This is a genomic window from Burkholderia torrens, from assembly GCF_984668525.1.
On the sequence record NZ_OZ480211.1, the window covers coordinates 1255997 to 1270261 of the forward strand.

General features: G+C 67.1%; 6 protein-coding genes. All 6 read left to right on the forward strand.

The window, feature by feature from the left end:
- Positions 1-11: 11 nt before the first annotated feature.
- Positions 12-8759: a choice-of-anchor Q domain-containing protein gene (locus tag AC5LXX_RS05875; RefSeq protein ID WP_493410775.1), complete on the forward strand. Its 8748-nt coding sequence runs from the start codon at positions 12-14 to the stop codon at positions 8757-8759.
- Positions 8756-9259: a hypothetical protein gene (locus AC5LXX_RS05880; RefSeq protein WP_493410776.1), complete on the forward strand. Its 504-nt coding sequence runs from the start codon at positions 8756-8758 to the stop codon at positions 9257-9259. Before AC5LXX_RS05875 ends, AC5LXX_RS05880 begins: the two co-directional genes overlap by 4 nt.
- Before the next feature lie 63 nt (positions 9260-9322).
- A complete protein-coding gene (locus AC5LXX_RS05885; RefSeq protein ID WP_124456510.1) occupies positions 9323-10162 on the forward strand; it encodes a LolA-like protein in 840 nt (279 codons plus the stop codon).
- A gap of 5 nt (positions 10163-10167) precedes the next feature.
- Complete coding sequence (locus tag AC5LXX_RS05890) at positions 10168-10998, forward strand: LolA-like protein (RefSeq protein ID WP_493410777.1); 831 nt, start codon at positions 10168-10170, stop codon at positions 10996-10998.
- A complete protein-coding gene (locus AC5LXX_RS05895) occupies positions 10995-12683 on the forward strand; it encodes a c-type cytochrome (protein WP_493410778.1) in 1689 nt (562 codons plus the stop codon). Before AC5LXX_RS05890 ends, AC5LXX_RS05895 begins: the two co-directional genes overlap by 4 nt.
- Before the next feature lie 159 nt (positions 12684-12842).
- Entirely contained in the window at positions 12843-14228 is a 1386-nt protein-coding gene (locus AC5LXX_RS05900; RefSeq protein ID WP_185658280.1) for a cytochrome C, read from the forward strand.
- Positions 14229-14265 lie beyond the last annotated feature (37 nt).

Genomic DNA, 14265 nt, shown 5'->3' on the forward strand with positions numbered 1-14265 from the left:
GGAGAAAGGCGATGAGATCCACCAAGCTCACGGCGACGCTCCTTGATCTGTTCAAGGCGGGGGTCGCGGCATCCATCTTGCTGACGGCAGGCGAAGCCTGTTTCGCGCAGGCAGTCGTCAATCTGACGGCGAAGGCGTCCACGGCGTTGATGCCGGACGGGCAGGCCGTGCCGATGTGGGGCTACACCTGCACGACGGCCGCCAACGCGACGGTGCCGGTGGCAAACGCCACCTGCGCGGCGGCGAATCCGGCCGCCGGCGCGAACTGGTCGCCGGTGGTCGTCACCGTGCCGGCAGGGCAGCTGCAGATCAACCTGACGAACAACCTGCCGGCGCCCGTGCCGACCTCGCTCGTGATCGTCGGCCAGCTGGGCGGCGGTCTGGGCGACAAGCCGACGACCACGCCGAGCCCGGTCCATCCGACGCAGACGGCCACGACCTGGCCGATCGTCACGGCCACATCGACCGCGCCGCTGGCATCGTTCGTGCCGCCCGCGCAGGGGCCGCGCGTCCAGTCGTTCGGGACCGAGGTGGCGCCGTCGACCGATCCGAAATCGCACACGACGCTCACCTGGGCCAATCTCAAGCCCGGCACCTACCTGCTCGAGTCGGGCACGCACCCGTCGATCCAGGGGCCGATGGGCCTCTACGGGGTGCTGGTGGTGAAGAGCCCGACCGTCCCCAGTTCGACGTGCGCATCGACGAAACAGGCCTATCCGAATTCGGTGTCCTGCTATGACGCCGACGTGCCGCTCGTGATGGGCGAGATCGATCCGGTGCAGAACGCCGCGGTTGCCGCGGCCGTCGCGACCAAGGGCTTCAGCGAAACTGCTGCATGGTCGGGCCAGCCCGGCGGGTGCGGCGACTCGAAGTCGGTCACGTTCGGCACCTGCTATCCGCCGGTGGTGAACTACGATCCGCGCTATTACCTGATCAACGGCGTGGCCTTCGATCGCACCAACCCGAACGCGTCGGCTTTCCCGCCGAGCGCGACCGTGCCGCCGTCGACCGGGCAGGTGCTCGTGCGCCTGGTGAACGCCGGGCTGCGCATGCACGTTCCGGCCGTGGTCGGCGCGCAAACGGGCAATCCGTCCGTTCCCGGCTTCACGCTGGTCGCCGAGGACGGCAACGTGATTCCCGGCGCCGCGCGCATCCAGAACGCCGTGTTCATGGCGGCCGGCAAGACCTATGACGTGATGCTGAACGCGCCGGCCGCAGGTGCGATGCCGGTGTACGACCGCGAGTTGAGCCTGTCGACCAACAATATGCGCGATGGCGGGATGCAGGGCTACATCGCGGTCAACAACGCCCAACCGTCGGCGACTGCCGGCATCGGCGAGACGCCGACCGCCGCGGGCGCGAACTATTACTTCGTGCCGGGCACGACGCTTGCCGTGTCGGATCCGGCCAAGGGCGTGATCGCGAGCGACTCCGGCGTGTACGGCGTGAAGGTCCAGACGCCGCCCGCGACCGGCACGCTCACGTTGAACACGGACGGTACGTTCACGTATCTGTCGAGTAGCACTGCGAACGACAGTTTCGTCTATCAGTCGACCAACGGCACGCCGCCGGTGACGGCGAAGGTGACGCTGACCGCCTGCACCACGAGCAACAAGTGCCTGTCGGTCCCCACGGCCGGCAATGCGAGCTTCTCGAGCAACATCGCGTCGCAGGTTCAGATCGGCGCGCCCGGCGTGCTCGCCAGTGCGAGCGATCCGGCCGGGCTGCCGCTCACCGCGCAGATCGTCGCGTCGAGCGCGACGAACGGCACCGTGACGCTGAATCCGGACGGCTCGTTTACCGCGGTGCCGGCGACGCCGCGGGTCGGCAACGGCGCGGCGGCGCAGACGATGACGTTCCAGTACAAGGTCACCAATACGCAGAACCAGACGAGCGCGAATGCAGGGACCGTGACGGTCACGTTCAATCCCGGCAGCGGGCTGGTCGTGAACGTGATGGACGCGCCGAGCATGGCGCCGGATGCGACCGCGCCGAACAAGGCGGTCAAGCTCACCGACTATCGCTGGATCATCGAGGAAGACCGCACGATGCAGATCGATCCGGCCTGCCAGGTGAATTCCGCGACAGGAAGGCCGGCGAACTGCCCGCCGCTGCCGGTCCCGAGTCTCGGCACGAACTTCCACACGAGCTACATGCCGGTGGTGGCGGCGGGCTGCGTCGGCACCGTGGCATGCGAATCCGGGCAGACCGTGTACGACCCGGTGTCCAACACGCACGTGGCGACCGTGTGCGACGTCGGCAACGGCGTGTGCCGTACCGGCCCGAGCGTCTCGCAACAGACGCCGGTCGATCCGAAGTACGTGGCGCTCGATCCGACCAAGCATTACTACATCTCGATCCTGCCCGGCGATGCGGGCAACACGTTCACGAACGGCGGCGGTGTGTCGCCCGACGGCAAGCGGCAATTCAGCATCGCGCTCGACTGCCCGTCGGGCCCGAGCGGCGCGGATTTCGCGCCAGGCACCGGCAAGTGCGGCCACGGCATGGGTGGCGCGCCGATCGCGCCCGCGCAGATCGCGGCCGCGAAGGCAGGGCAGACCGGCGCCGGACAGGCCGGGCAGCTCAACGTGCTGCTGACGGAAACGCCGTACCAGACCGCGAAGCTGTCGGTGTTCGTGTTCGAGGACGATGCGCCGCTGAACGGCGAAGTGGATGTCAGCGGCGGGTCCGACGGATTCGGCACCTCGCGCGAGCCGGGGCTCGGCGGATTCGAGATCAAGCTCTGGGACGATGCCGGCGGCACCGGCGACCCGACCGGACAGATGACCTACGACATGTTCAACATGCCGCTGTCGAATTCGCTGCAGGGCACCATTGATCCGCTCACCGGGCTCAATGCATGCCCGATTTCGACGGCGACCGACGGCCTGGTCGGCATGATCCCGACCTGCCCGAAATACGAATCGGACGGCAAGACGCTGTCGCCGCTCGTCGGCCAGGCGATCATCGCCAACCTGATGCCGGGCCGCTACGGCGTGATCGCGACACCGGCGGCCGACCGGATCGGCCGCGGCGAGGAATGGCTGCAGACCAACACGCTCGACGGACAGAAGGCGCACGACGCGTTCATCAAGGTCGGCGGCCCCGCGTACTTCCAGGAGTTCGGGCCGGCCGGCTATCACGTGTCGATCGGCTTCGCGAATCCGAAGATCATCAACGGGCGCAGGACCAACGCGGCCAAGACCGGGATATGCGACACCGGTCCGTGCCCGAACACGCTCACGGGCCGCGTGACGAACCTGCACTACAGCCGCCCGCCGAACGAGAACCTGTACAGCAGCGGATCGCGCGATTCGCTGGCGTTCTCGCAATGCTATGTGAGCGTCGGCGATCCGGACAGCGAGGATTACGGCTTCACGAAATGCGACAGCCAGGGCCGGTTCACGATCAGCGGCCTGCCGAGCGGCACGACGCGCATCACCGTGTTCGATCAATGGAACGACCAGATCGTCGACGGGCTGGCCAAGGCGGTGCAGTTGCCCGCGGCCAACGGGAGCACGACGGTCGACGTCGGCGACCTGTCCGTGCTGCAGTGGCATACGAACCTCTATACGCGGACCTTCATCGACCTGCACGGCGACGGCATCTCGCACCCTGACGACCCCGGCGTCGCGCTGGCGTCGGTCAACATGCGGTTCCGCGACGGCAGCTTCTCGAACTTCAACAACACGGACGGCAACGGCTATGCGCCGTTCAACGAAGTGTTTCCGCTGTTCAACTGGTATGTGGTCGACGACGACCTGACGCGCTTCAAGTCGACCGGCACGCACGTGGTGTACGACGCGGGCGGTCCGGTGGACGGCACCGGCGCTGCCGGCAGCGGGAACTCGACGCTGGCCGCGAACTTCGCGAACACGGCCGAAACCCTGCCGCTGCCGTCGAACCTGCGGGTGCCGGGCGCCCGGTATTGCGCGGACGCGGACTGCGCGTCGACCGGCAGCGGATCGACCGGGCGGGTCGATCCGCCCTGGGTGACCACGGAGGCATGGCAGGGCTTCTCCGGCCAGAACTCGTTCATCGAGTACGGCAAGGCGCCGTTCGCGAAGGGCGAGAACGGCGGGATACGCGGCGAGGTGATCTATGCGTCGACGCGGCCGTTCGACGATCCGACGCTGCTGATCCACACGAAGTGGACGCCCAACGTGCCGAACGTCACGGTCAACCTGTACCAGGAAGGCACGGCCACCGACGGCACGACCAACCTGACGCTGGTGGACACGACCAAGACGGCGAGCTGGGACGACTGGGCGCAGGGCTTCCGCGCGGACGGCGTGACGCCGAACATGAACTGCCCGGGCCAGGATCCGAACGACCCGTTCTACTTCACGCTGAAGAACAGCACCAACTGGCTCGATCCGCAACATCGCCAGCTGCCCGCGAACGCACAGTACAAGTGCTACGACGGCATGCACGCGTTCAACCAGATCCAGCCGGCGCCGTATGACGGGATGTACAAGTTCCCGAGCGTGACGGCGACGGATGCGAACGGCAAGCCGGTCGCGTCGAACTGCACGATCTGCGTCGGGAAGAATCCCGTCGACGGCACGCCGATGCTGCCTGCCGGCAAGTACGTGGTGGAGATCATCGTGCCGCCGGGCTACGAACTGGTGAAGGAGGAAGACAAGAACATCCTGATCGGCGACAACTACATCGCTCCGGTGACGCAGCAGTTCGGCGGGATCGGTGCGATCTTCATCCTCCCCGACCAGGCCGCGGTGAATTCGACGTACAACAAGAACAACCCGCAGAATCCGACCACGAACCTCGGTTCGACGCCGCATGCCGAAGGCGACACCGGCAGCGTCGAGCGGTTCTGGCCGTGCGTCGGCGAGTTGCGCATCGTGCCGGACTACATCAGCCTGTTCCCGGGATCGAAGGAAGTCGCACCGTTCGCGGGCGCGTCCCGGCATCTGTGCGATCGCAAGGAGGTGATGCTGACCGACGAGGAATCGGTGCTCGCGAAGTTCTGGGTCTTCAGCTCGACGCATGTCAGCGCGCACTACACGGGCTTCATGCTCGACGACTTCTCGTCGGAGTTCGATCCGTATTCGCCGCAGTTCGGCGAAAAGTTCGCGGTGCCGAACGTGCCGGTCTCGTTCAAGGATTTCTCCGGCAACGAAGTCTCGCGCACCTACACGGATCAATGGGGCATCTACAACGGACTGACGTTCTCGACCTGGGAAGTGAACCCCCCGAACCCGACCGGTTATGCGCCGACGATGATGGTCACGTGCATGAACGATCCGGGCCCGATCCCCGATCCGCAGCACCCCGGCAAGACGATGACCGATCCGCTGTACAACCCGGCATACAGCCAGTTCTGTTACGAGATTCCGTTCATGCCCGGACAGACGCAGTACATGGATACGCCGGTGGTGCCGGTGCAGTCCTTCGCGGACGGCTACAACCAGCCCGACTGCGCGTATCCGGATGCGACGCCGGCGATCTCGAGCGTGACCGGCGACACGATCGGCGCAGGTGCGGGCCCGTGGGTCAGCGCGCCAGGCAAGCCGCTGACGATCAACGCGCTGGGCGACCAGCAGGTGGTGAACCACGCGTATACGGGACCGAGCCAGACCGCGGCGCCGTTCAACCAGAAGTTCATCACGCGCCACTACGGCTTCGGCGCGACGCAGGGCACCGGCACGGTCACGATCGCGGGCGTCAATGCGCCGGTCGTGTCGTGGAGCGACTCGAAGATCGTCGTGCTCGCGCCCGACCTGAGCCTGCCGTCGCTCCCGTCGCTGAAGGTGCCGTCGACCTGCACGATCCAGCAGATGGGCGCACCCGCGACGCAGTGCGGCGAGCTCGTGATCACGGCCGGCAACGGCAAGCGGTCGATCGATGCGATCACGGTGACGATCGGCGGCAAGGCGCCGACCTACGTGAGCGGCGAGAACGGTGCGAGCAATGCGCTCCAGACCGCGATCAACAATGCGAGCGCGGGCGACATGATCGTCGTCGGTCCGGGCACGTACAACGAGATGCTGGTGATGTGGAAGCCGGTGCGGCTGCAAGGCGTGGGTGCCGCGTCGGTGACGATCAATGCAAATACGCATCCGTCCGGCAAGCTCGATCCGTGGCGCAGGCTGATCGCGTGCCTGTTCGGCACATCGCTGGACGGCGGGCTGATTTCGTCCACGTACGACTCGACGAAGCCGATCTCGCCGACCAACAACCCGTACGATCCGTCAGGCACCTATCAGTGCTCGACGCAGATGCAGGGGCACGTGGACCCGATTCCGTTCGAACCGACCGTCGGTTGGGACAGCACGCAGAACGGCAACCTGGGCGAGCTGCTGATCGAACCGTCGCTGATGGGCGCGTACGAAGGTGCGGGCATCACGGTGCTGGCCAAGGGTGTGCAGCCGAGCACGAACTGCACCGCGAACGGCATCTGCACGCTGCTCACGGCGCACGACTGCACGACGGACCCGAACAACCCGAACTACAGCAACTTCCTGTGCAACCCGTCGCGCATCGACGGGGTCACGGTCACCAACAGCTCGCAGGGCGGCGGCGGGATTTTCCTGCACGGCTGGAACCATTACACGGAGGTCTCGAACAACCGCGTGACCGGTAATGCCGGCACGCTGTCGGGCGGCATCACGGTCGGCCAGGTGGAAGTGCCGGACGCCAACATCGCCGCGGACGGCGTGACGCAGTTGCCGTTCATGTACAACACGTTCGTCAACGTGCACCACAACGCCGTCACGGCAAACGCGTCGTATGGCGACGAGATCAACTCGACCACGCCGTCTTCGGCCGGTGGTGTGACGCTCTGCACGGGTGCCGACTACTACCGCTTCAACTACAACTGGGTCTGCGGCAACATGACCAGCGGTGACGGCGGCGGCGTCGCGCACTTCGGGTTCAGCTACAACGGCGACCTGTCGCACAACGTGGTGTTGTTCAACCAGAGCAACAACCCGACGTTGCCGACGTATGGCGGCGGGATCATCGCGCAGGGCGTGCCGCCCGACGGCACGTTCTGCGAGAACAGCCTCGTCGACGTCGACTGCGCGCCGCAGCTGTCCGACGGTATCGGTCCGGATCTGGTGATCGACGGCAACCTGATCATGGGCAATACCGCGGAAAGCGGGAAGGGCGGCGGCCTGCGGCTGCAGAACGTCAACGGCACGGAGGTGCAACGCAATCTCGGCAACCCGAACAAGTGGTACCAGGTGCGCGTGATCAACAACATCATCGCGAACAACGTGGCCGGCTGGTCGGGCGGTGGCGTGTCGCTGCAGGATGCGGTGCGCGTGAGCTTCATCAACAACACGGTGATCGCGAACGATGCGACGGCGTCGGCGGGCGTGCTCTTCAATACGCCGGCCGCGGCGCAGTCGAACGTGGCGCCGCCCGGATGCACGAGCAGCCCGAACAGCGCGGAGTCGACCTGCACGAGTTTCATCGAGGCATCGACGCAGCAGCCGGCCGGACTGGAGACGGCGACGCATACGCAGAACCTGATGACGGCGTTCGTCCCGCCCGCGGGTTTCACGGGGCAAATCACCTGTCCCGCGAACGAGCCGAACTGCACGAAGTTCTCGAACCCGGTGCTGAGCAACAACCTGTTCTGGCAAAACCGCTCGTTCTACATCTCGGTGAGTTCGCAGCCGAACCCGAACATCCCCGGCGTGCAGAACGCGGTCACGCTGAACCCGACCTTGAACCAGAAGGGGCAATCGACAGGCTTCTGCGTGACGGGCGGCACGACCCCGCCGTTCTACTGGGACATCGGCGCGTACGGCGACACCGGGCCGGCCAATCACCAGTCCGGGCTGACCATGAACCCGCAGTACTCGATCATGACCAGCACGGCGGGCTATGCGGCGACCAACAAGGCATCGGACCCGCAGACGATCAGCCAGTACTGCAACGGCTCGCGCGTGCCGCCGGAAGCCGGCGGGAACGGCTTTGCCGTACCGCCCGGGATCGCCGACGCGGTGTTGCCGAACCCGCTGTTCGGGCTGATGCCGGCGGCCACGCCCGATGAAGGCAACCAGTGGATCAACATGTCGTACGGGCCGCTGTCGCTGTTCAACGAGGCGCTCACGCCTGGCAGCGCGGGCTACAACGTGATGATGGGCAACTACTCGATCAAGGGCTCGTCGCCGGCGATCGGGGCGGCCACGGCATCCGGCGCGCCGAACCACGACTTCTTCGGCACGCCGCGGCCGCAAGGCAACGGCTACGACATCGGCGCGGTCGAGTACGTGGCGCCCGGCCTGCTCGGCGGCCTGCTCGGTGGCGGCACGCCGATCGACCCGCTCGCACTGGGGAGCCAGCTGACCGGCCTGGCCGCACTTCTCCCGCCGGGCCATGGCGGCTTCCCGGGTGGTGGTGGCTTCCCGGGTGGAGGCGGATTCCCGGGCGGACACGGCTTCCCGGGCGGCGGAATCCCGGGCATCGGCGGAATCCCGGGTCTGTTCAACGGTGGCGCGCCGCTGCCGCCGATCGTGGCACCGGCGCTGAGGCGGCTGCAGGCAGGGGCGCGGCTCGCCCCCAGGGCGACTCGGCCGCTGCCGACCGGCGCGTTGGGGCAGTCTCCGGCGCTGGCGCGGCCGCCGTCGAATGCGCTGCTGCAGGCCCCGGCCAGGGTGCCGCCGCGCGCCCGCCCGCAGGCGCCTGCGCAGACACGTGCACAGACACGCGCGCTGCCGCCCGTGCGGCTCCCTGCGCCGACCCCGGCGCAGGCGCTACCCGCGCCGCTTACGGGAGCGATGCGATGAAACGGGCGGCCTTCCGCGCGGCATCGATGCTGCTGCTCGCGGGCGGTGCGAGCCTCGTCGCGGTCCGGCCTCAGCCGGCCGCGGCCGGGCAGGATGCGCCGGCCAAGCCGGCGGCCGGCCGGCACTCGCCTTACCTGCCGGTGAGCCTGCCGCGTGAGGCGAAGGCTTATTACCAGATGGCGAAGGGCATCGACGACCTGCACGTGCGCAGCACCGCGTCGGGCAACCTGATCCGCTTCAGCTACCGCGTGGTCGATCCGGACAAGGCGCGGCTGCTCGCCGACACGAAGGCGACCGTCTACCTGTACGGCGAAACGAGCCACGCGATGCTCGTGATTCCGGTGATGGACCAGATCGGCGCGCTGCGGCAGACCGGCCAGCTCGAGACCGGACACGAGTACTGGATGGTGTTTTCCAACAAGGGAGGGCCGATCAAGCGCGGCGAACGGGTCAGCATCCTGATCGATTCGCTGCATATCGACGGGCTGGTGGTCGAGTAATCACATACATGCGCATGCCGCCGCGCATCGACAACGGGCGGCCTGCATGCGGGGAGAGCAGTCATGAACCGGTTTCTTTTCAAGTCGATTTCGGCGGCGTGTGCTGCCGGCTTGTTGACTTGCGGCCAGGTCGCATCCGCGGCCTCGGCGGCGGGGAATGCGCAGGCGGCGTCGGCGTCGCATATGGACGCGGCGCAGATCGCCGAGCGCAATGTCGCGGCCCGTGGCGGGCTGCAGGCGTGGCGGGCGGTGTCGTCGATCAGGATGACGGGGCAGCTCGATGCGGGCGGCAAGAAGAACGTCAGGCTGCCGTTCACGCTGACGTTGAAGCGGCCGCACAAGAGCCGGCTCGAAATCCAGTTCGAGCAGCAGACCGCGCTGCAGGTGTACGACGGTTCGCAGGGCTGGCTGGTCCGGCCGTATCTCGGCCGCAACGACGTCGAGCCGTATACGCCGGCGCAACTCAAGTCCGCCGCGTCGTCGGCCGAACTCGACGGTCCGCTGATCGACTACGCGAACAAGGGCACCACGATCCAGGCGCTTGGCATGGAGCAGGTGGAAGGGCATCGCGCGTATGTGCTGAAGCTGACGTCGAAGGACGGCGCGTCGCGCCGCCTGTGGGTCGACGCGTCGAGCTTTCTCGAACTGAAGATCGATGGCGAGCCGCGCGTGCTGGACGGCAAGACGCACGGCGTCGCCGTGCTCTATCGCGATTACAGGAAGGAAAACGGCCTCGTCATGCCGCACACGCTCGAGACCGTCGTGAGCGGCGTCAAGGAGACGCACCGGATCACGATCGAGCACGTCGCACTCAACGAGCCGGCCGACGACACGATGTTCGGCAAGCCGCCGCTCACTTTCGCGAAGGCGCCGAGTCACCCGGCCGAGACCCGGACGAGGTGACGACCATGGGACGGATCGGATCGTGGGTGCTCGCCGGCTGCGCGATGGCGGCCTTGTGCGGGTGCGAGCAATTGCCGGGGCAGGGCCTCGGCGTGGACCAGATCGTCGAGAAGAACATCGCGGCGAGAGGCGGGCTCGACGCGTGGCGCAAGGTCCGGACGATGGTCTGGTCGGGCCATGTGGACAGCCCGAACGCGCCCGTGCGCGACATGCCGTTCGTCCTTGCGATGAAGCGGCCGAACAAGACGCGCTTCGAGATCACCGTGCTCAACCAGAAGGCCGTGCGCGTGTTCGACGGCCGCGAAGGCTGGAAACAGGCCGCGGGCGGCAGCGCCGGCCTGCGGCCGTATACGCCGGGCGAGCTGATGTCCGCGCGCGACGAGCAGGTGATCGACGGCCCGCTGTTCGACCACGATGCGAAGGGCATCGGCGTGACGCTGGACGGCGTCGACCGGATCGGCGGGCACGATGCGTACCGCCTGGCGGTGAAGTTGCCGTCCGGCGCGGTACGGCACGTGTGGATCGACGGGCGGAGTTTCCTGGACGTGAAGGCCGACCGCCAGGTGCGCGGGCCGACGGGCCCGCTCACGGTGGAGGTGAACTATGGCAACTTCAAGCTCATCGACGGCCTGCAAATCCCGCTCAGGATCGAGAGCGGGACGGCGGCCTCGCCGACCAAGGACACGCTGATCATCGACAAGGTGTCGCTGAATCCGCCGCTCGACGACGCGCTCTTCGCCCGGCCCGTCGCGCCGGGCGGACGCCGTCCGGCGTCGCTCGATGCGCGCGTGTCGCCGGCCCCGCCGGGCGCGGGCCGGCCGACGGTACGGCCATGAACGGCATCCGGGGGCGAGCGCGCGCCCTCGCGGCGGCGTGCCTGCCGGTCTCGCGCGGGCAGCTGGCGCGGTGGGTGGTGCTGGCCGCGTTGTGCGCGGGCGCAGGCCACGCGATCGGCGACGAGACAGCGGCACCCGCCGTGCCGGCGGACGCGGGGGAAGCAATCTTCCAGCGCGGCATCCTCGGTTCGGGCGCGCCGCTCGAAGCCGTGCATCAGGACGGCGTGCGCCTGAAAGGCGCCGCCGCCGCCTGCATCAATTGCCATCGGCGCAGCGGGCTGGGCTCGAAGGAGGGCAACACCACCATCCCGCCGGTCACGTGGCGCTACCTGGTGCATCCGCGCGCGCAGACCGCCGAGGATCTCGACATCCCGTACGTTCCCGGCATGCGCACCGATCGCGAGCCGTACACGGAAGAACGGCTCGCGCGTGCCGTGCGTGACGGGATCGATCCGGAAGGCAGGCCGCTCGGCAGACTGATGCCGCAATACGCGCTCGGCGACGCCGACATGGCCGCGCTGACCGGCTATCTGAAGCGTCTCGATCGCCGCAAGCCGTCGGGCGTGACCGACACGGTGCTGCATTTCGCGACGATCGTCACGCCGGACGCGGACCCGGTGAAGCGGGCGGGCATGCTCGACGTCCTGCAGCACTACTTCGCGGACAAGAACGCGTTTCCGTTCGGCACGACGCCGCCGCTGCGTTCCACGCGAAAAATGATGTTCATGGTCAATCGCCGCTGGGAACTGCACGTCTGGTCGCTCACCGGGCCGCCGGACACGTGGCATGCGCAACTGAACGCGTATCTCGAGCGGCAGCCGGTGCTGGCCGTGGTGTCGGGGCTCGGCGGCCGGAACTGGGCGCCCGTCCACGACTTCTGCGAGGCGGAGGCCGTGCCGTGCCTCTTTCCGAACGTCGAAGTGCCGGTCGAGACCGATCACGATTTTTACTCGGTGTACTTCTCGCGCGGCGTGCTGCTCGAGTCGGACCTGATCGCGAAGCGCATCCTGGACGAAGCCGGCGCGCGGCCGGTGAAGACGGTCAGGCAAGTCTATCGCGCGGGCGACAACGGCGAGCGCGGCGCACAGGCGCTTGCAGCCGTACTGAAGGCGCGCGGCATCGCGGTGTCGAATCACGCGCTCGCCCCGCGCGACGGCGTCGCGCGCGCGTTGCGCCGGACGCCGCGCGACGACGTGCTCGTGCTGTGGCTGCGGCCGCCCGACCTCGCGGCGCTCGAGCACGTGCCGCCGGCGGCGGACACCGTGTTCATGTCGGGGCTGCTCGGCGGGCTCGACAGCACGCCGCTGCCGACGAGTTGGCGCGCGGTGACGCGCGTCGCCTATCCGTTCGACTTGCCCGAAGGGCGGCGCGTGCGCGTCGACTATGCGTTCGGCTGGTTCACGATCCGGAAGATTCCGATGGTCGCGCCGCAGGTGCAGGCGGATACCTATCTCGCGTGCGGCCTGCTCGCCGAGACGCTGAGCCACGTGGTCGACGCGTTCGTGCGCGAGTACCTGGTCGAGCGCATCCAGGACATGCTCGAACGCCGCATCCTGACCGGCTACTACCCGCGCCTGACGCTCGCGACCGGGCAGCGCTTCGCGTCGAAGGGCGGCTATATCGTCCGGTTTGCCGGGCCGGACCGCACGAAGATCGCCGCCGACGGAGACTGGATCGTTCCCTGAGCGGAGCGCGCGTCGAGATGGGGGAGGAATCAGACCGCGTATGGAGGAAGTCTCCCCATGCCGGTTCTCGCGGGCGCTTCGCACAATGAAGTCATCGCGCGACGTTCCGATGTCGCGGTGGCGCAGCGCGGTGCACACCGCGTGAGGGGGAAAACAGCCATGACAACGTTTCCTGTCGATCGTGACATGCGTCATCGCTGGCTGCATCGCGGCTGGATGATCGTGATCGCGGCGCTCGCGATGCTGCAGGTGTCCGTCGGGCACGCGTTGCCGATCTTCGCGCGCCAGACCGGGCAGAGCTGCGTCGCGTGCCATGCCGGCGGACAGTTCCCCGAACTCACGCCGTACGGGCGCCTGTTCAAGCTGAACGGCTACACGTTGGGCGAGCGCACGATTCCGCTCGCGGCGATGGCGATAGGCGACCTGAGCAAGACACGAGCGAACAGCGACGCCAGCGGCAATCCGGTTACGCCGAAGAACGGCCTGCCAATCTTCGACTTCGCGAGCGTGTTCCTCGCCGGGAAGATCACCGACCATCTCGGCGGCTTCGCGCAATTCACCTATACGAACTACGATCATCAGGACGCCAACGGAAAATGGAAAGGCTGGTGGGCATCGGACAACACCGACTTCCGCTTCGTCGACCGGATCATGTCACCCGCCAACGATCTGATCTTCGGCCTGACGCTGCACAACAACCCCACCGTGCAGGACGTCTTCAATACCGCGCCGGCCTGGAGTTATCCGTACATCGGCTCGGCGATCAGCCCGGTGGCCGGCGTGCCGGTCACGCCGATCATCGAAGGCGGTCTCGCGATGCAGGTTGTCGGCATGGGCGGATACCTGTACTGGAACAAGACGGTCTATGCGGAGTTGACCGCCTACAGCACGGCCGACGGCATCTGGTCGTTCCTGAGCAAGGGCAACCACGCGGGCAATCCGGACCACCCGCAGGTCTATTTGCGCGGCTACAACCCGTATGCGCGCATCGCGCTGACGCGCGACTGGGGCCCGCACAGCCTGATGGTCGGCGCGTTCGGGCTGAGCGTCGACGTCTATCCGAACGATCCGAACAGTTTTCCGATCTTCGGCTCGGGCGTGACGCGCTATCGCGACTACGGTTTCGACACGCAGTACCAGTACCTGCTGGAGCCGCACACGATCACCGCGCAAGCGCGCTACGTGCGCGAGAACATTCACGATCCGAACAATTTCATCGTGAGCGACAACACGGCCGCGAACCTGAATTCGTTGCGGCTCAAGGCGTCGTACATCTACCAGGCCAAGTATGGCGTCAGCCTGTCGTTCTTCAATACGACGGGGACCGCGGACAGTACTGCCTATGCGGCGAGCGCGAACTTCCATCCGAATACACAGGGCTGGACGCCGGAAATATTCTGGATGCCGGATCAACACGTGCGCGTCGGCATCCAGTACACGCATTTCACCAAGTACCTCGGCGCGACGACCAACTACGACGGCAACGGACGCAACGCGAGGGACAACGACACGCTGTTCATCTATCTATGGCTCGCTTCGTTCTGACATCCGGCGGGGCGACGGGTATTACGGCAGGAGAGCG

Coding starts and splice junctions, on each gene's coding strand:
- AC5LXX_RS05875 (WP_493410775.1), top strand. CDS start 12: ATGAGATCCACCAAGCTCACGGCGACGCTCCTTGATCTGTTCAAGGCG.
- AC5LXX_RS05880 (WP_493410776.1), top strand. CDS start 8,756: ATGAAACGGGCGGCCTTCCGCGCGGCATCGATGCTGCTGCTCGCGGGC.
- AC5LXX_RS05885 (WP_124456510.1), top strand. CDS start 9,323: ATGAACCGGTTTCTTTTCAAGTCGATTTCGGCGGCGTGTGCTGCCGGC.
- AC5LXX_RS05890 (WP_493410777.1), top strand. CDS start 10,168: ATGGGACGGATCGGATCGTGGGTGCTCGCCGGCTGCGCGATGGCGGCC.
- AC5LXX_RS05895 (WP_493410778.1), top strand. CDS start 10,995: ATGAACGGCATCCGGGGGCGAGCGCGCGCCCTCGCGGCGGCGTGCCTG.
- AC5LXX_RS05900 (WP_185658280.1), top strand. CDS start 12,843: ATGACAACGTTTCCTGTCGATCGTGACATGCGTCATCGCTGGCTGCAT.